Origin of the sequence: uncultured Acetobacterium sp., assembly GCF_927416815.1 — a bacterium.
Classification (GTDB): domain Bacteria; phylum Bacillota; class Clostridia; order Eubacteriales; family Eubacteriaceae; genus Acetobacterium.
In genome coordinates, this window is record NZ_CAKMJU010000020.1 from 14,459 (window position 1) to 33,150 (window position 18,692).

Here is an 18,692-nt window from a genome sequence, read left to right on the forward strand (position 1 = left end):
GATGGAAGATGAGAAAATATCAAGAAATGCTCAAAAAAAATATTGCCGTAGCCAAAGGTTTGGAAAAAGCTGATCTCGTTTTTAAGAACGCTCGGATTCTCAACGTATTTTCTGAAGAAATCACTTTGGCTGATCTGGCTGTCAACAATGGCACCATTGTCGGAAGCGGTTCCTATGATGGGGTTGAAGAAGTTGATCTGGCCGGAAAATATCTTGTTCCCGGATTCATTGATGCCCATATGCACATTGAGTCCAGTATGGTTACCCCCTTTGAACTGGCTCGGGCGATTGTTCCCACCGGTACCACGACCATTATTGCTGATCCCCATGAGATTGTCAACGCGGCCGGAAAAAAAGGGCTCGACTATCTATTAAACGCCACTAAGCAGCTCCCCTTAACGGTTTTTATGATGCTCCCCTCTTCGGTGCCCGCTACCCCCTTTGAAACAAACGGTGCCGGTCCTTTTGGAGCCGCTGATATGCATCCCTACCTCGATCATCCGCGGATTCTGGGACTCGGCGAAGTGATGTGTTTTCCCGATGTTTTAAGCGGCGCGGCGGAAATCCTTGATAAGCTGACGCTGTGCCAGCACATGATTTCTGATGGCCACGGCCCCGGTCTTTCGGGAAAACCACTGCAGGCCTATGCCTGTTGCGGCATCCACAGTGAACACGAATCGACCACTTTTTGTGAAGCCCTGGAAAAACTGCGGGCTGGTTTTTATATTCTGGTTCGGGAAGGTTCCGCTGCCAAAAATCTAGATGCGATCATCCGTGGCTTGTTGAAAAAGAATTTACCGATTGATCGGTTCTTATTCTGTACCGACGACAAGCATTTAGACGACATCCATCAGCAAGGACATATCCGCTGGAATATTAAACAGGCCATTGATCTGGGGCTGTGCCCGATCAAGGCCATCAAGATGGCGACTATCAATACCGCCCGAGCCTACGGGCTAAAAAAACTTGGCGCCATTGCTCCCGGCTACCAGGCCGATCTGGTGATCCTATCCGATCTCGGAACGATGCAGGTAGAACAGGTCTATCAGAATGGACGGCTGGTCGACGAGACCCTCTGGGAAGATCAGCCCGATCATCAGATTGATCCGCAGCTCCTTGATTCCGTTCATATTAAGACTCTCAACCCGGAAAAACTGCGCTTAAAGCTGGCCTCCAAAAATCATGTCATTGGCATTGTTAACGGTCAGATTGAAACCTGTCATCTGCTGGAAAGCCTGCCTGGCAAAGACGGCTTTTTTACCCCCAACGCAACCTACAATAAACTTTGCGTGATTGAACGGCATGGTCATAGCGGCAATGTCGGGGTGGCCGCAATCAAGGGCTTTGGGATTCAAAACGGTGCCATTGCCACCACTGTCGCTCATGACTCCCATAATATTATTGTGGTTGGCGATAATGATGCCGATATCCTGCTGGCGGTCAATCACCTGGCTGAAATTGGTGGCGGCTATGTGGTCGTCGGCAATCACCGCATCATTGGAACAGTCCCGCTGACGCTAGCCGGTTTGATCAGTCTTGATTCAGGCGAGGTGGTTCAAAAAAAGGTCGCTTCGCTTATTTTAAGCGCCCACCAATTAGGGGTCGCAGTTGGGGTTGATCCCTTTATTACCCTCTCCTTTATGGCCTTGCCGGTGATCCCCGCCCTGCGCCTGACTGATCTGGGGCTTTTTGATGTGGAGGCCTTTCGATTGATTAGATCATGAGTTTTAGTTATTGCACTGTGGAGGATATTAATATGTAAATTGGTGCTTAAGTTGAATATAATTAATTTCTTTCCATAATTTTTATTTAGTGCTATACTATGAACATATTTTTCGAAGAGTAAATCCCATGAACTTTCGAGCAAAGAATGGTTTCTCGAGAATCTAATAAATTATGAGGAGCGCTTGTTATGATAATGGAATCGTTTATCACTAGTGTTGATGAGTTTTTTAAAATGAACAAAACCAATGAACCAAACTTTGATCAAAACAGACTGCGATATGTTATACCAAAATATCAAAGGGAGTACAAATGGGATAGTGAGCGAGTTATTACTTTGTTTAATGATATAAATAATAGAGACAAATTCTTAGGCAATATTATTCTTAACAAAGTTTCAGATTATTATGAAATAGTTGATGGGCAACAACGTATCACAACTATTATGCTATTTCTATTGGCACTGTATAACAAAAATAGAAATCCTACAGAAACAGATTTAAGTGAAGAACAAAAGGTTATTGCGGAGTATCTAAAACGCAATGGAAAACTAGTATTAGAAAATGATACAATTGGTGAATACTTAAAAGAAAACTCCAATTCAATACATATTGATATTAAAGATGAAAGCGATATTTATTTTCAGAAATCTACATTTAATGAACTTTATTTAAAAATAGCTTCAGAATTAGATGGAATCGCAGATTTTTTGAATTTTCAGAAAAAAGTATTAGACTGTCAATTTCTTGTATTAATCGGCGAAACTGGAGGACGACAAAATGATTCAATTGAAGAAATATTTCTAGATATCAATTTCAAGTCTCAGTTATTGGATGTTTCAGATATTTTCAAAGGCTATTGTTTTAAAAACTATTTTCCCGCAAATCATGAAGAATTGAAATCTCAGTGGACAGATATACGAAGATATACAAAACTTTTTGAAATATTCGGGTATAAAGACACTAAAGATACCAGCCAATATTTGTACTATTATCTTTTATCAAAACCTAGCACTTACAGTATTACTGAAAATTTGTCTCCAAGAGGAAAACATTTTCTTGAAGGAAAAAATAATACGGAAACAAAGGCTCTACTACAAGATATGATTGCTTATGGTAATCATATTACTACATTTAGTGATAATTTAGCTAAAGAATCTTACACATTTGAGGATATCTGCTTGGATGCAAAAAGTCACAAGTATGAAGCTCATAACAACAAAATTTTGCGTCAAATGTCACAAAATATATTGTTTAATAAATCCGCTACTTATCAAAAGTTTCCACTCTTTATGTGTATCCATTATTTATTAGGTGATGATGAATTAAAAAACAATATTACCTATCCCGAATTCAAGAAACTCATAACTAACTATTTTTCTTATTCATTTTTATTCATAGTAAGTAGTCATTCTAAAGTAAAACGATATATAGATCATACAATTATTGATGAACTTAATAATACTGAGAAAAATGCTAAAGATAAAATAGCTTCAATTATTATGGCAATAAAAACTTTAAGAGCTGCCTACCTCAATGACTATATTCAGTTCAGAACTTACAAATCTGATATTGCGTATTTTCTTTTTTCTATAACCGATAACTACGTTGCAAATGAAAACTTTCTTAAAGACTTATATTGCAAAGAAAATGCTTACTCTCGAGAACATCTTTTAATACATGACAACTCAGAAATGAATATCACTTGGATCCATCCAACAAATAAGTTTACTTTCTCTATGAAAAAACTTTTAAGCGAAAGTAAGAGCAATTTAAAGCCATCTTCTCATTTAAAAAATCAAATGACAAACTGCTTAATATTAAATAGAGAACTTAATGAAAAACTAGATCAAAAAGATATCGTTGAAAAAATTTCGCTAATGAAGGAGTTTTATTTGACGAATGTTCCTAATCATGTTCAACTATATATTAATCACATTGAAGCATTGAGTTCCTACATTGAACTTGCATCGCATAAAGAAAAAAATCAATCGATTGATGTAATCAAAGAACAATACAAAATATTTATTTTTGATTACTTTAGTGATGAGCAGCAAGATAAGCTATATGATTCAATAACTTCCGCATTACAAGAAACTTTTCAAAACAATAATTAAGAATTTGTTGCAAAAATTCATGACAATAAACGAAACATATATATTAATAATAGGTAATACACCCCCTCAAGAAACCAAATCAAATAAACTGATTTAATCAGCATATGTTAGGAGAAATAAATAAAATGGAAAGTGAAATTATCAAGGTCAAGGCTGGCCCTACAAAAGAATTCTTTGTTTCAATGATAACTAGAGATATTCAATTGTCGGATGCAATTGTAGAACTCATAGATAATTCCATTGATGGAATTAAAAGACAAAAAAAAGAAAAGTACGATGAATTTTTCATAAACGTAACTTTTAACAAAGAATTTTTTGAAATTGAAGATAATTGTGGTGGAATCGATTTGTTAGTTGCGCGTTATTACGCTTTCGTATTTGGCAAACCACAGTCTGCTAGAGATAGTGAAGAACGAGTTGAGACAACAGGCACTTTTGGCATTGGTATGAAAAGATCACTGTTCAAAATTGGACGTGAATTTGAAATTTCATCTATAGCAAAAGATTCAAGTTTTCTTCTGAAAGTAAATGTTGGGGATTGGATAAAAGAAGATGATTGGGATTTTATCCTAACTGAATCTAATGACAAAGTCTTAAACGATGTTGAAAAATGCGGTACTAAAATTACAGTCAAAAATTTGTTTCCCGGTATTTCTCAAAGTTTTCAATATAATCCATTTATCAAAGAAGTCATAAATATTGTCCAACGGCGAACAAGTTCCGAAATTAGCAAAGGATTAACAATTACTATCAATGGTATCAAAATTGATGGTGCTTTTTTATCCATCATTCACGGCGGTAATGTTTCGCCATATAAGTTTACATTCCAGTCAAACAACATAACCGCAACGATCTTAGCCGGTATATCTGCTGAAACAATGCCAGACAAAGCAGGTTGGTATGTTTATTGCAATAACAGAGAAGTAATATCAGCGGACAAATCATCTCTGACAACATGGAAAGATTACAAAGACTCTGACGGTATTAAATACCATAACGATTATGCAACATTTAGAGGTTTTGTTTTTTTTACTAGCATCTATCCCGACTTATTGCCTTGGAATACATCTAAAACCGGAATAGACAGTTCTTCGGATATTTACAAAGAAACCCGACCGCATATGATTGATGCTTTTAAAATAATAACATCTGAACTAAAAAAGCTTGCAAATCTTGATGAAGAAATACGCACAGAGGTCACAAAAGAACTACGAAAACAACCTGTTACCCAAATCCACTATTTTTCTGCGGAAGAGATCCCTGCTAAAACAAATATCTCGTTTATCGAACCCTGTTCTCAAGAAATTAAAAAGGATTCTGCAAGAGTTCCAATGTCGACAATAACATATAAAGTTGAAAAAAAGCTCGCAGATAAAGTCAAAGTTTCTTTAGATGCAAGTAACTATAAAGATGTTGGTCAAAAGACATTTGAGTATTATATTGAAATGGAGGCAATCGAAAATGCCTGATACAGATATGAAAATAAACTATTATCTACGGCAGCAAAAAACTATTGAACGTCGAATGTTTTGCCACCTTTTTAGTAGTATAAATCGACTTTTTGATTTGCATCATTATCAATACATTGGTATGGGTGCTAAATATTTTGCAGATTTTTTGTTATTTCATCGCGAATTTGGTTTCAAAAAAATGGTCAGCATTGAAGCTGACAACGAAAATACTCAAAAGTACGAATTCAATAAACCACTAAACTGTATTGAAATGCAATATGGTTATTCGAGCGAGGTATTACCAAAACTAAACTGGACAGAAACAATTCGATCGATTGTTTGGTTAGATTATGATAGCCAACTTAATAAATCTATGTTAGAAGACATCGAAACAATAATATCAAAGCTTCCATCAGGTAGCATGTTCTTTTTCTCTTTTAATTCGTCTTGGCCTACTCCAACCACTAATTGGGCTAAAGCAAGAGAAAACTTCTTAAGAAAGAAGTTAGAAGAATATTACCCCACTAGTCTTACTTCAAAAGATTTTGCTGAAAAAAACAAACATTTTACACAATGTAGGCCAATAAATAACACTATTGATAATGCTATCTCAATAAGAACTGGTATGACATATATACAATTAATTGACATTATTTATCAAGATGGCTGTGAAATGACAACCATCGGCGGCATCATTCTAAATGAAAGCGATATTATAAATTATCAAAAACTTGATTTCTCACATTTGGATTTCATAATAACCGAGCAAAATACCGAGCCTTATAGTCTTAAAATCCCACCATTAACCTATAAAGAAGCAATTAAAATATTTGAATATCTGCCTTGTGAAGATTTATCTAAAATCGAAATACCCGGTCTAACAGCGGAACACATAAAGCAAATTGCAAAAGTATATCGCTATTATCCGTTCTATTTAGAAACCTCACTTTTTACATGATTTCAATTGCCCAAACATTATTGTTGTTGTTGCACAAATGAAAAAAACGGTTCAATCAAATCTGGCTCAATAAGGACGCTCCCCCAACTTAAACGAATAGCACTTTCAATTCGCTGTTGATCGAGCCCCATAGCTACTAGTACATGACTGTGACTGTAATCTTTCGAAGTACATGCTGAACCATTAGAAATACTACAGTATTGCTTTGTAGCAATCATAAGAGCCTCTGAATCAATACCTAAAAAACTGACATTCAAAGTATTATCCATACAATATGATCGATCACCATTAATTGAATAACTGATATCTGATGCTAGAATTGATTCCATAATTCGCTGTTTATTATGCCTATACAAAACCTGGTTTTCCTTATATTCATTTTGTGCAATTTCACAAGCTTTACCAAACCCCATAATTAAGGCAACTGGCAGAGTACCAGCGCGAAACCCACCTTCATGACCTCCACCAAAAATAATTGGTCTTATTGGCACTTTTTTACTATCTTTGCTGCGTAGAATTAAAGCACCGATTCCTTGTGGACCACGCATTTTATGTGACGATATAGACATCAGATTATATTTCAATAACTTTATCTCTTCAACAAGTTTACCGCAACTTTGTACTGCATCAATGTGGAACAAAACATCCGTTTCCCATAATGTATCACCTATTTCCTTCACTGGTTGAATGATACCAGTTTCATTGTTAACATGTTGTACACTTACCAATAGCGTGTCGGGACGAATTCTTGAAATCAAATGGGATGGATTAATTAATCCATCCGAATTTGGATTGATGAGCTCAACTTCAAAACCTTTTTTTTCCAAATGTTTAGCCGACTCCAGAATCGCTTTATGTTCAATTGACGTTGTTATCACATGTCTCTTATTTACATCTAAACCATACTCCTCAAGTCCTAAAATGGCCAAGTTATTACTTTCTGTAGCACCACTAGTAAAAACAATTTCATTGTTTGACACGCCTAGTAGCGACGCTACTTGATGTCGTGCATTTTCTACTTCGCTACTTGCATTTTGTCCATGTAAATGAGTACGACTGTCAGCATTTCCAAAATATTCACGATAACCTCGTATCATTAAATCTAATACTCTCTCTTCTATTGGCGTAGATGCATTATAATCTAAGTAAATACTCACGTTATTCCTCCTTGTCTGAACTTTTTTCCAACGCCAGTTTGATCAAATCATCAATAGATCTTATCACATTTGTACCCGCGAGATAAGCAATTCCTCGATTTAGGTGAAGTTTAAAATATTTAGCAAGTGTATCCTCATCTACTGGCAACCCATCTTCAATGCATCTTGCTCGAATTAAAGCCTCATAGATTTCATGATTTTCACCAGCAAAAGTGAGCCATGACATTTCGATGTTACTATCTGATACTAGCTCAAAATCGGACGGGATTGATTTCTCAGAAAGAGAGAAACAAAGTGCCCATCGGCATAATGTATTCCAATTCTGTATTCCAGTTTTTCCTTTTAAACGCGAAAGTTTATCTTTAGACTGATTTGGTAATGTAACTTGTTTTACAATCATTTTAACGTACCTCCAAAGTATCCGGTCTCAATAGACGTACTTTTCTTTTCTTCATCATATTTCAAGGTATATTCTTGATCAATGCATGGTGATAGTGTTCGATATAAATTACCATAGATCTCTTCATCAGTAGAAAGTAATATCATCTGTTCGCTTGCTGCAGGAAAATAATTCGTGACTAATGCCTTTCTGTGAACACTATCTAATCGTGCCAGAGGAGTATCAATAATAATCGGGAATTCTTTTTTCGAGCATTTGCCAAGTGCCCATAGCATCGCAATCACAAGGAGCTGCTTTTCTCCTGCTGAAAAAGAGGAATATCCTATTTCTTCACCACTATCATTGTAATAATGGAATTTCAAAGTGTTTTGATCAATTTTAATTCGATCAAGCAACTTCTCTTTTGACACTAATTTTTTAAAACAATCGCTCATTGTTGAAGCTAGCACATCTATTTTTTTGGATTGCAAGCGTTTTTTGTACTCTTGAAAAACATCAATAGAAAAACCAGCATAGCGTATTGTACGCTCAACGTCATCCAAAACTTCCATAACGCCTACTGTTTTCTCAATAATCTGCACTTGTTGATGTCTCAATCTCTCATATTTTTTATTACAGTCCGCTTCAATTAATCTTGCAGAACGTAATTGTTCATTAAGCGTTGCAAGCTGACTGGTAAGATCTATAATGTTTTTATACGCAACTTCAACATCTTTCTCATCAACTTTGATGGAAAGATGATTTTCAATTTCCACTATCTCCGCAAGAAGTTGGTTGCGTTCAGATAAAACTTCGACAACCTTTTGCCTTTGATTTTTAAGTATAGTTGAGCACAGGATTTGTATTCTAGAATTACAACTGTCAGTAATATTGTAAATTGGAGCAGTCTCGCTACAGACATTTTTTACATAGTCAAGAAAATCATCCATATTGTGATATAGATGATTGATTGCATCATACTCTTGGAATAATGATGGTAATTTCTCTAAAACAGTCTGAATCTGACGTTGTTCTTTTTCAACAGACGTAACTTTATATATTTTATTAAGTAATGGCATGGTCATAAGCAAAGGTAAATCGCCGGCTGTCATTTCAAAAATCCGACTATTAATTTGCTCGATCTTTCCTATCAAATGAGCCTTTTTCGCCAATAATGCGCTTCTTTTTTTTGCGAGTTCTCCACCTACCAATGTGAATTTATTCTCAGCGTTTTTGAGTTTATTTTCAATTTGTATAGATTTTGCATCCAGCAATCCCGACTCCTCTTTTGCTAATTTCAACGCTATATCGGCATCAACCAATTTTTTATCAAATTCCTCAATTTCATTTATGTGATAATTGTCTTCTTTTGACTGTTTAAATTTGCTTTTTATAATTTTTTGGATATCTTCAATAGCTGTTTCAACAATATTAATGCCTAATAGTGATTTAATTGAATCCTTCATGTACTCGTCATCATCAGTATTCGCTAAATCAGAAATTTTCTCACCATCAAAGAAAAAGAATGGCGCAACTGCACTTGGCAACATTTCTTCAATAAATAGATCCCATTCTTCAGATAGAAGTTTCTCATAACTTCCATTTTTCGTCACAATTGTTTTGAAAGCTGGTGTTTTAGTATTTAAACACCAGTTGCGAATTACGCAATATGTTTGCTGATTATTATTGAATTCTAACTCTATCCTTGCAGATTTCTCACCATCGGATTTATTTATAAACTGCTTAAGATATTTCGAAAAAGAAAGCCCACTTTCTTCATACATAAAAGATCTTCTTCCATAAAAAGCTAAAAGTATCGCTTCTAATATTGTAGTTTTTCCACGTCCGTTCATTCCACCAATTAGAACCACAGGTTTCTTACTCTGCAAATCGAGCTTGTTAGTTCCTGCGTATATTCCAAAATTGTGGAGAGTTAGTTTGCTTATCTTCATATTGCGTCCTCTCCGGTCTCAAATAAGTCAAGCAGATTATCTTCTATCCCAGCCTTTGTGTCATATACAGCACCAAGCTTTTTTTTGCGCACAATTTTCTCAATTGCATAAGCTAAAGCATCTTCTTCATCCTGATAAAAACTGCGTCTGATCAGTGTTTCAATTGATGTTAGAATTCCGTGACGATTTTTCATATATGCTGATTTACTTTCCACATCAATAATACTTGTTACCATTTCAAAAAGAAGTTCTTTATTTGGATATTTATCCTGGCATACTTCTTCCAAGAGTTCCCACTCAGTCTTTCCAAATGATAAATCTAATATTGTAAGTTGTTTTTCTAATGGAGTACCTATCACATCTTTGTAGATAACAGGTAAAGAATCATCAAATTCATGTTTTTCATCAAGCCATATTTGACGAATACGATTAAGTTCTTCATTTGAAATAAGTTCAAGATTACGAAAATTATCCGGCCCATTTTGGTTAATATCCCTTTGAACTTCCAAAAGCATTCTAAGCCATTCTTCTCTCACTTCTTTTTTATAAGGCCCATGTACAAGACGCCCACGAAACAAATGTACTTTTCCTGTCATTCGTCGAAAATCACGACGCTCGCGATCAAGTTCTGGGTTTCCTATATAATTGCGCAAATTAAGTAGTGATGACATCCACTCCTTCTCACTGTCATTTATAATCATGGCAGCCATACTTTTGTCTTTTTCGACAAGTGTGCAGACCCAACAACCAAAACGGCTTTTTCCACAACTAGGTGTGTCAGTATTTATAACTAAAGGACATTCGTTATCGGCCGTTGCCCCCTTATACATTGAAAGCAAATCCTTATTTGAGTGACCCCATGGATTTTTATATTGCATTAGTAAATACCATACATCATCGTCAGACCAGTCTTCCAGAGGAGTGAAAACAAGTTCATTTTGCATCGAACCATTCGGACTCAAATAATCTCGAACGCGCATATTTTCATAGTACTTCATTGTTCTTGCCCGATTCGAACTCTCAGCTTTTCGTGTTCCAAGCACAAGAATTGCCTCGCCATATGCAGACACAACATTTTGGACAAATGTATTAGCTGGTTTGATTTTCAAACGATCCGTACACCAACGCATAGTTGGTCGAGGATAGGGATAACCACGACCCAGTAAATTGACCCAAAAAGTGTCGTTATAATCAGGAATCAGTCTATGAGGTACTATAGGTATATCATCAACCTTCGCTTGTTCGCTCATTTTTTTAAGTGAATTTTCCACCCACTTGGCAACAATAGGTGATTCTACCAATGTATCGGTACTAATAACATGTACGTCTTTATGATTACGCTGCTCAGCTGGTAACCCTAAAAGTGCCATCCACACAAGTTGCAATGTGGCTGTGCTGTCCTTTCCTCCAGAGTAGCCTATTACCCAAGGAACACTATCTTCAAGATATAATTTGCGAATGATATCTTGAAGCTCATTCACTTTGCTTTTTGATATACTCATTAGTCAATCCTTTCTGAAGTAAAATCCCAATCAGCTTTGCTTAGAATATACTCAAAAAAAGCTTTTTGATTGATTTGCGATGATGCGATCCGACCATTTATTATTACTAGCCCTTGTAAATCAGGACTCTCTTTATTCCAATTTATACTTTGTAAAAATTGGAGCTTATCACTCCATTTTGACTGATCCGAACAATTTGAAATCAAAACACGTCCAACTTCACCTAATGCTTTTAACGTAATAGCATGGGCACAGATGTACGTTTGACGAAAAAAATCTGGCGTCATGACACGATCTTTTGCTTTCTGCCAAATAAGCATATTACTTGCTACCGCATTCCAATAAGCAGTAATTATACTCTGTGACTCAGTATCAACATGATATTGTTTCTGAAATAATAGTTTAGATGCATGAAATATGCCGCTTAAGGTAAAAAGTTCTTTTGATCTATTTGAAATACATGTCTTTTCATTTTCAACACTTCCATTAAACATTGGTATTTTTAAAATGCATTCTTTTATCATAATAGAAAAAATATCGCGATTATCATATAGTATATTCAACGACTTTGTTGGTCTTATAGCATGTCGATTCAAATCTGTAAACATTTGCTGAGAACGATCTAACCCTAAATCATAATATAAAACAATCGATATATCTTCGTGTCGCAAATCTGGACACTCTTCTAGAACAGCTTCAATTGCCGCTCTCCGATGCTGTCCATCATTAATGATTATACGCGAATTTATAGGTATTCTCAATTGACCAACTGAATTACTTATTCCCTCCGATTCAAATAGTAGCTCGCCATCTACAGATGCTGTCAGAGCAGAAAACACATAATTATCTCTATTGTTCAAAATATAGTCTCGCATCTCTGGAATTCTTTGTTTATTCAAAACTCTTTGCACTCGCATTTCAGGCGGAAGTGAGTTATCAGTAAAAGTGAATATTTTCGCAACTAGATGCAAAGGGCACATCGTCACATAATATGGTCTTCCAGCCTGCATCCCTTTAATTGCCGGAAGTTCAAAAAATATCTCAGTATTTTCCACGACATCTCCTTTGAAAGTTTCAAAATTTATATTGGAATTTCGCATATTTATGTATGGAAGTATTATACATTAACTTCCATTTATCGTCAATTGCAAATTACCTTGTGCCTCAAGTATAATATCTTATGTCAATGATAATCAGAAATCTCTTTAGATATTTAAAGGCATCCCTATGCAAAAATACTCTTTTGAAACGATAATGAATTATGTTCTTTTTCAATACAAAGATCTTATTTGTTATTATTAGATTGTCGTTAATTACTACAGCCATCTTTTCAACCCTAAATCAACCCAATCGGGATAATCAGATTCTCGCTGTCAAAGGCACTTAGTTTTTCGGCCATGCAAAGCACAGCACCAGCGCCACGAAGAAAGGGCGATTTATCAATAACTGAAAAATTTTGAGTCATTTTTTTTAATGGCGTGGCAGTTTTTTTAATTTCGATTGGATAGAGTTTGCCGTCACCTTCCATAATCAGATCGATTTCTTTGGCGTCTTTGTCGCGATAATAATATAAAAATGATTCCCGCCCCTCATTTTGAAAACTCTTCTGAATTTCGCTAACGGCATAGTTTTCCAGGAGAGCGCCACTACTCGCACCATTCATAGCTGTTTCGGCACTGCTCCATTTTGTCAGATAACAGACTAATCCGGTATCATAAAAATACAGTTTTGGCGTTTTTACTGTTCGTTTTAAAACGTTATTTGAATAAGGGTGCAAATAAAAAATAATCCCCAGGGTTTCTAAGATCCGAAGCCAGTTTTTTGCCGTTATCTGATCGATGTCACAGTCATCGGAGATCCCCTTGTAATTCACCATTTGAGAGGATCGAGCTGCCACTGTGGTAATAAATCTCAGAAATTTAAGCGAATCGATGGAACCCGATAAATCTCTTACGTCCCTTTCCAGATAGGTATTAATGTAGCTGGAATAAAAAATATTGCGATCCTCATATCGCTTACTGACCAGGGCCGGCATCCCGCCTCGAAATATCCGGTTAAAAATTTGCGGGGTACTGACTGAGCCAATACGCTTCTGCCGTTCGTACAAAACCTCAAAATCAAGGGTAAACACCCCTTCTGGCTGATTATAAATTTCCTGTTGCGAAAGGGTTGAAAGATGAAGCAACGCCACCCGCCCTGCCAAGGATTCTTGAACCCCACTCATCAGCTTAAAAAGCTGGGAGCCAGTCATCCAAAAATCACCGGCCTTATGGTTTTGATCAATACTCATTTTGATATAGGTGAAAAGCTCTGGCGCATACTGAACCTCATCGATGAAAACAGGCGGTTTGTGAAGTTGAAAGAACATCGCTGGATCTGACTTGGCCAATGATCTTTCATTAAGATCATCCAATGAGACATAATGTCTGCTTCGACCTTCAATCTTCATGAGTTCTTGCAGCATGGTTGTTTTTCCAACCTGACGGGGACCGGTAATCAAAATGGCCGGATATTGCTGGTTTAATGAGAGAAACACATGCTCCATATTTCTTTTAATATACATTGTTACATTGCTCCTTTCGGCTAAAATATATCACACTCCTATTTTAGCCGAAAAGCTGGCGATAATCAAGCATGCAAGCCTAATATTATTATGTATTTAAAAACGGCTAAACCAAAATGATGGTTTAGCCGTTTTTATTTTATTCAAATATGCTTTTATTCAAACACCATTTTGGCAATGCTGGCGCCTTCGCGGGCGTCTTTGCCGTAATAATCGGCGCCGATGGTTTTGGCATATTCGGGGTTTAATACTGCCCCGCCAACCATGATGGTGGTGGCCGGACAGCCGGCCTTGATTTCTGTGATGATTTTTTGCATATTTTTAACGGTTGTTGTCATCAGGGCGCTAAGACCCACCAGTTTTATATCTTCTGCCTGAATGGTCGCAATTATCGCTTCGGCCTTGACATCCTTGCCGAGATCAAGGATTTCGTAACCATAATTTTCTAAGATAACCTTGAGAATATTCTTGCCAATATCATGGACATCGCCCTCAACCGTGGCTAAAATAATTTTTCCTTTGGCCACCTGCATCTGACCATCCTTTAGCATCGTTTCTTTAATCACTTCAAAGGCTTTTTGGGCCGTCTCGGCCGCAAAAATCAGATGGGGTAAGAAACATTGACCCGTTTCAAAGGCATCTCCGACGGCATCAAGAGCGGGGACGATCTCGTTGTTGACAATATCCAGGGGTTGTCTGCTGTTAAGTAGTGTCCGGGTCACTTCGGCCGCCTGATCAGTGAGCCCATCTTCAATGATTTCCTTTAGGCTCAGGGCGGCTTTGGCCGTTTCTGATTTGACCGTGCCAAAGCTGCTGTCTTTATAGGCGTTGGCATAAGCAATACACTGGCTATCTAAACCCCAGAGCGCCCGGAATGCTTTGATGGTGTCCATCATTTCCTGATCACTGGGGTTGATAATCGGGGTGGTCAGTCCGGCTTCTAGAGCCATGGCTAAAAAGGTCCGATTTAAGAGTTCGCGGTTGGGCAGGCCAAAGGAAATATTAGAAACCCCCAGAACCGTCGGCACCCCCAGCTCAGCGCGAAGCTTTTCCAGGGTTTTGATGGTTTCCCGAACTTCTGCCTGTTGGGCTGAGGCGGTTAACACCAGGGCGTCAATCAGAATATTTTTTTTACTGATGCCGTGGGACTGGGCCGTTTTGATGATCTTTTCAGCAATCGCAAAACGATCATTAGCCAGACTGGGAATCCCACTTTCGTCCATCGTTAGCCCTAGGACTAAGGCCCCGTATTTGTTAGCAATCGGAAAGATCTTATCCATCGATGATTTTTTGCCATTAACCGAATTAATGATCGCCTTGCCGGGATAGGTCCGCAAGACCGCTTCGATAACTTCCGGATTGGAAGAATCAATCTGCAGCGGACAATCGACTAATCGGCTGACCGTATCAACCGCCTCCTGCATCATCGCCAGTTCATCAATATCCGGTAACCCGAGATTGATATCCAGAATACTTGCCCCGTCTTTTTTTTGATCGACGGCCAATTGGCTTACGACTGAGAGTTGACCCTGCCGTAGCGATGCCTTGAGCACTGGATTGGTGGTGGGATTGATGCATTCGCCAATAATATCGATATCCTCGCCGAGGATAATCGTTTTGGTGCTGGACGACACTGCTGTAAAACCTTTGTCGGTTACCTTATAAAGCGGCAGATCTTTCGTAGCCTGCTTCATTTTTTTGATATAGTCTGGCGTAGTGCCACAGCAGCCGCCCAAAATCAAGGCGCCCATTTCAGCAATTTGGACCATATAATCGGTAAACTGATCGATGCTGATGTCATAGACGGTTTGTCCATCTTTCATCTGCGGCAAGCCGGCATTGGGTTCGACCATCAGCGGTACCGAGGCATAGCGAATCAGATCTTTAATAATCGGCAGCATCGCATCCGGTCCGGTGGAGCAATTAATGCCGATGGCGTCGGCGCCAAGTCCTTCCAGGATGGCAACCACCGTTAAGGCATCACTACCGGTTAGGGTGCGGCTATTCTCTTCATAGGTCATTGATACAATTACCGGTAAATCCGAGACTTCCTTGGCGGCAATCAGGGCTGCCCGGGCTTCACAGATATCGGTCATCGTTTCGATGATGATTAAATCCGCTCCGGCTTGATCCCCGGCTTGAATAATTTCCTTGAAATAATCAACGGCTTGGTCAAAGGACACCTCTCCCAGGGCGCCGATTAGCGTCCCCAGCGGCCCTACATCCAGTGCCGTAAAATCGGGATTTAAAGATTTGACATTCTTGACACCAGCCGTAACCAACTGTGCGACCGTATAAGCACTGCCCTTTAACTTGTAACCATTCACCCCAAAGGTATTGGAAAGAATAATGTTGGCACCGGCATCCATGTATAATTGGTGAATCCCTTTAATTAGTTCAGGATCGGTCAGGTTTAAGGCTTCCGGAACCGCTCCAATTGATTCCAATTGATGCTGAAGCAAACTCCCCATTGCCCCATCAAGATACAGCCGTTTACTTTTGAGTATTTCTTCTAGTTTCATTGCTTTTCCTTTCCTTTAGATAAAGGTTACGTATTTAATAAAATTATCTAACATAATTCAATTTCACCCCAGGCACCCAATTGATCGTCAATAATAATCAGAACGCCTAGGATCCCTGTTATGTTTTTTACCCAGGAAAGACCATTTTTCACATCTTCCGGTTTTTTTATCCGATTGCCTAGCGCCGTCGCGACAGCATCGGCCAGGGGAATGTTTTCACTGATGACGGTGACCGCATCAGCCTTACCAAAGCTCAGGGAATGACCGATGATCCCAGATGAGGTGCAGACTCCCAGAGGATTTTCCCGGGGTTTTATTTTTAAGCCCAGCTCAGCAAAATGCAAATTTCCGGTGTGGAGGGCAATTCGCCGCTCTTTTTTTGTCTGAATAAACAGATCTCCGCCGTTTTCCACGACAATTTCGCTTGAATAGTGCTTTAGCATCCTGCCGATATACTTTGAGACAGCGCCAGCCACCGCCGCCATCGGTCCCACCCCGGCTGTTTTTCCAGCTTTTAACATATCTATAACGATTGGCGGCGAATGGGGGCTTAATTCTAACGGTGTTAGTGATTTTATAAAATCTGGCTCATCGTGATTATAATTGACAATCGTTTGGCGTAGCCTGTGGAGCTCTTTTTTTAGTCGCTCGGTTAGTTGCGGGGTGATGGTGCCCTGATCGACCCCAATAAAAAGGTCGGATTCAAATTCGAGGATCTGGAAATAATCCAGATCCTCGGCTTTCATCTCATTTCGATAGGTTCGCGGTTCAAACATCTTCAGATAATCGCATGGATGGCGCGCATCGGACAGGCTTTTACGCACAGCATACACTCCAGACATTTGTCGTCGTGATGGACTAGCGACCAGTCAGCTGTCATTTCCAGGGCATCGACAGCACAGACCGCAGTACAGGCGCCACAGGAAACACACTTAGCCTGATCCACCTCAACCACTGATTCGATGTCTCTGACGCCAATCTGGTGTTCTCTTAAATAAACAATCCCAGCTTCGATATCCGCTTCTGAGCCTTTAATTTCCAGCAGCAGGGTTCCCTTAATATTATCATCGATAAAGGCCTTAAGAATACTAAAATCGAGATGGTAGGTTTTAATCAGTTCCATCGCCATCGGTTGACCGGCAGCCTTTTGCGGAAAGGATAAGAGTATTTTTTTTGTCATCATCGCGATTCTCCTTCTTTGATCTCCAGCCCCTTAATGGCATTTCCCTGAGGGAAGCTCTGAATCGGTTCCTGCAGGAAAAACTGACCTTTTTTAATCCAGTTGCCCAGTTCATCGGCAATCTCTCTGGCCATTTTCAGACTGGATAGCGGTGAAGTTTTGATAATTTTGCCATTAATATCGACTGCTCCGCTTCTGAGCTCGGCATAAGAGACTTTTTTTAGGCTCGGCTTCGCTTTTTTAGGGACACTGTAGTCAATCACATTGGTGTAAAGATCCTTATTTTCAACCGCTACAAAGGCCATCATTTCCTCATTGAGAATCGGAATCGGGATTCCCACACCGACAAACATCGAAGTACCATAACCTTCATAAACAGCGCCACGAATATATTTGGGATTCATTTCTTTCATGTTTCCAATTAGCGCCAGGGTCGCACCGGGGGTCTGGGGATAGCCCTTTTCATCGCGCGGACAGGCGCTATTAAATTGGGTTCCCATCCAGGAGACATGGCCCTGGGCGCCGCCAAAAAAGATCCGGGTGCCCATGCCGATGGTCTTAAGCAGGGGATCATTGAGGAGCGGACTTAATTCCCCGGCAGTGCTATAGGTGATATTGCCCATATTCGGTTGTAGAATCCCCATGTAGGTATATAGCCGCTCACTGGAGCCATTGATCGCGGCATTATAATTCTGATAAACATTTCTGGGATTAAACAGATAGGCTTCATTTAAATCCTCCAGTTTCACCCAGGTATCAATTTCCTTTCTGGGATAACAGTCGGTTCCCTGAGATTTTGCCAACAGATGCACCGCTTTGCCGGCGATCAGGTCACTGATTACATGTGCCCCGCCATACTCAATGCCTTTATCCTGGGATGGTTGGGTTGCTCCCAGATAGGTATCCACAGCGGCCAGACCGCCATAGGCTTCAACCCCATTGATCGTGATCTGACCCATCCGGATCGGTGGATCCGCGTGTCCAAAATTTAAAAAGGCGCCGGACGAGCACATTGGTCCAAAGGTCGCAGTTGTAACCACGTCTACATATTGTGCCGCTTCTTTAAGGCCCCGTTCTTTAACGATCGCGATGACTTCTTCAGCAGTGACAACGACAGCCTCGCCGCGGGCGATTTTTTCATTAATTTCCTGATAGCTCTTTGCCATTTTCCCCTCCAACAATTCTTAATT

The 18,692-nt window shown here is 39.0% G+C and carries 14 protein-coding genes; 4 read left to right on the forward strand and 10 right to left on the reverse strand.

Features of this window, described 5'->3' with window-relative positions:
- Nucleotides 1-8: 8 nt before the first annotated feature.
- The 4 genes from ade (at nucleotide 9) to QZ998_RS03135 (ending at nucleotide 6,247) form a co-directional block, all read left to right on the forward strand.
- Nucleotides 9-1,724 (forward strand): adenine deaminase, encoded by a 1,716-nt coding sequence (ade, locus tag QZ998_RS03120; protein ID WP_296557929.1) that lies wholly within the window; start codon nucleotides 9-11, stop codon nucleotides 1,722-1,724.
- Between the two features lie 188 nt (nucleotides 1,725-1,912).
- Nucleotides 1,913-3,838, forward strand: coding sequence for a DUF262 domain-containing protein (locus QZ998_RS03125; RefSeq protein ID WP_296557930.1), 1,926 nt, complete (start codon nucleotides 1,913-1,915; stop codon nucleotides 3,836-3,838).
- Between the two features lie 125 nt (nucleotides 3,839-3,963).
- Entirely contained in the window at nucleotides 3,964-5,307 is a 1,344-nt protein-coding gene (locus QZ998_RS03130) for an ATP-binding protein (protein ID WP_296557931.1), read from the forward strand.
- Entirely contained in the window at nucleotides 5,300-6,247 is a 948-nt protein-coding gene (locus QZ998_RS03135; RefSeq protein WP_296557933.1) for an O-methyltransferase, read from the forward strand. Before QZ998_RS03130 ends, QZ998_RS03135 begins: the two co-directional genes overlap by 8 nt.
- Before the next feature lie 17 nt (nucleotides 6,248-6,264).
- Here the strand turns inward: QZ998_RS03135 and QZ998_RS03140 are convergent, their stop codons facing one another.
- The 10 genes from QZ998_RS03140 to QZ998_RS03185 all read right to left on the reverse strand — a co-directional run bounded on the left by QZ998_RS03140 (nucleotide 6,265) and on the right by QZ998_RS03185 (nucleotide 18,668).
- Nucleotides 6,265-7,404, reverse strand: coding sequence for a cysteine desulfurase family protein (locus QZ998_RS03140; protein WP_296557935.1), 1,140 nt, complete (start codon nucleotides 7,402-7,404; stop codon nucleotides 6,265-6,267).
- 1 nt (nucleotide 7,405) lies between these two features.
- Nucleotides 7,406-7,804, reverse strand: a complete 399-nt coding sequence (dndE, locus tag QZ998_RS03145; RefSeq protein WP_296557937.1) for a DNA sulfur modification protein DndE — start codon at nucleotides 7,802-7,804, stop codon at nucleotides 7,406-7,408.
- Nucleotides 7,801-9,735, reverse strand: a complete 1,935-nt coding sequence (gene dndD, locus QZ998_RS03150) for a DNA sulfur modification protein DndD (RefSeq protein WP_296557939.1) — start codon at nucleotides 9,733-9,735, stop codon at nucleotides 7,801-7,803. Before dndD ends, dndE begins: the two co-directional genes overlap by 4 nt.
- Entirely contained in the window at nucleotides 9,732-11,237 is a 1,506-nt protein-coding gene (gene dndC, locus QZ998_RS03155) for a DNA phosphorothioation system sulfurtransferase DndC (RefSeq protein ID WP_296557940.1), read from the reverse strand. The genes dndD and dndC overlap by 4 nt, the downstream gene beginning before the upstream one ends.
- Nucleotides 11,237-12,292, reverse strand: a complete 1,056-nt coding sequence (gene dndB, locus QZ998_RS03160; RefSeq protein WP_296557942.1) for a DNA sulfur modification protein DndB — start codon at nucleotides 12,290-12,292, stop codon at nucleotides 11,237-11,239. Before dndB ends, dndC begins: the two co-directional genes overlap by 1 nt.
- A gap of 281 nt (nucleotides 12,293-12,573) precedes the next feature.
- Nucleotides 12,574-13,800: an ATP-binding protein gene (locus QZ998_RS03165; RefSeq protein WP_296557944.1), complete on the reverse strand. Its 1,227-nt coding sequence runs from the start codon at nucleotides 13,798-13,800 to the stop codon at nucleotides 12,574-12,576.
- 155 nt (nucleotides 13,801-13,955) lie between these two features.
- Nucleotides 13,956-16,322 carry a homocysteine S-methyltransferase family protein gene (locus tag QZ998_RS03170; protein WP_296557945.1) on the reverse strand — a complete coding sequence of 789 codons (2,367 nt, stop codon included), beginning with the start codon at nucleotides 16,320-16,322 and terminating at the stop codon, nucleotides 13,956-13,958.
- Nucleotides 16,323-16,369: 47 nt separating this feature from the next.
- Complete coding sequence (locus QZ998_RS03175) at nucleotides 16,370-17,098, reverse strand: UPF0280 family protein (protein WP_296557946.1); 729 nt, start codon at nucleotides 17,096-17,098, stop codon at nucleotides 16,370-16,372.
- A gap of 2 nt (nucleotides 17,099-17,100) precedes the next feature.
- Nucleotides 17,101-17,505, reverse strand: a complete 405-nt coding sequence (locus QZ998_RS03180; protein WP_296557947.1) for an NIL domain-containing protein — start codon at nucleotides 17,503-17,505, stop codon at nucleotides 17,101-17,103.
- Complete coding sequence (locus QZ998_RS03185) at nucleotides 17,502-18,668, reverse strand: homocysteine biosynthesis protein (RefSeq protein WP_296557948.1); 1,167 nt, start codon at nucleotides 18,666-18,668, stop codon at nucleotides 17,502-17,504. The genes QZ998_RS03180 and QZ998_RS03185 overlap by 4 nt, the downstream gene beginning before the upstream one ends.
- Between the last annotated feature and the right edge of the window lie 24 nt (nucleotides 18,669-18,692).

Excerpts from the sequence above, each read along its gene's own strand:
- ade (WP_296557929.1), top strand. The coding sequence starts at position 9 with ATGAGAAAATATCAAGAAATGCTCAAAAAAAATATTGCCGTAGCCAAA.
- QZ998_RS03125 (WP_296557930.1), top strand. The coding sequence starts at position 1,913 with ATGATAATGGAATCGTTTATCACTAGTGTTGATGAGTTTTTTAAAATG.
- QZ998_RS03130 (WP_296557931.1), top strand. The coding sequence starts at position 3,964 with ATGGAAAGTGAAATTATCAAGGTCAAGGCTGGCCCTACAAAAGAATTC.
- QZ998_RS03135 (WP_296557933.1), top strand. The coding sequence starts at position 5,300 with ATGCCTGATACAGATATGAAAATAAACTATTATCTACGGCAGCAAAAA.
- dndE (WP_296557937.1), bottom strand. The coding sequence starts at position 7,804 with ATGATTGTAAAACAAGTTACATTACCAAATCAGTCTAAAGATAAACTT.
- dndD (WP_296557939.1), bottom strand. The coding sequence starts at position 9,735 with ATGAAGATAAGCAAACTAACTCTCCACAATTTTGGAATATACGCAGGA.
- dndC (WP_296557940.1), bottom strand. The coding sequence starts at position 11,237 with ATGAGTATATCAAAAAGCAAAGTGAATGAGCTTCAAGATATCATTCGC.
- QZ998_RS03165 (WP_296557944.1), bottom strand. The coding sequence starts at position 13,800 with ATGTATATTAAAAGAAATATGGAGCATGTGTTTCTCTCATTAAACCAG.
- QZ998_RS03170 (WP_296557945.1), bottom strand. The coding sequence starts at position 16,322 with ATGAAACTAGAAGAAATACTCAAAAGTAAACGGCTGTATCTTGATGGG.
- QZ998_RS03175 (WP_296557946.1), bottom strand. The coding sequence starts at position 17,098 with ATGTTTGAACCGCGAACCTATCGAAATGAGATGAAAGCCGAGGATCTG.
- QZ998_RS03180 (WP_296557947.1), bottom strand. The coding sequence starts at position 17,505 with ATGATGACAAAAAAAATACTCTTATCCTTTCCGCAAAAGGCTGCCGGT.
- QZ998_RS03185 (WP_296557948.1), bottom strand. The coding sequence starts at position 18,668 with ATGGCAAAGAGCTATCAGGAAATTAATGAAAAAATCGCCCGCGGCGAG.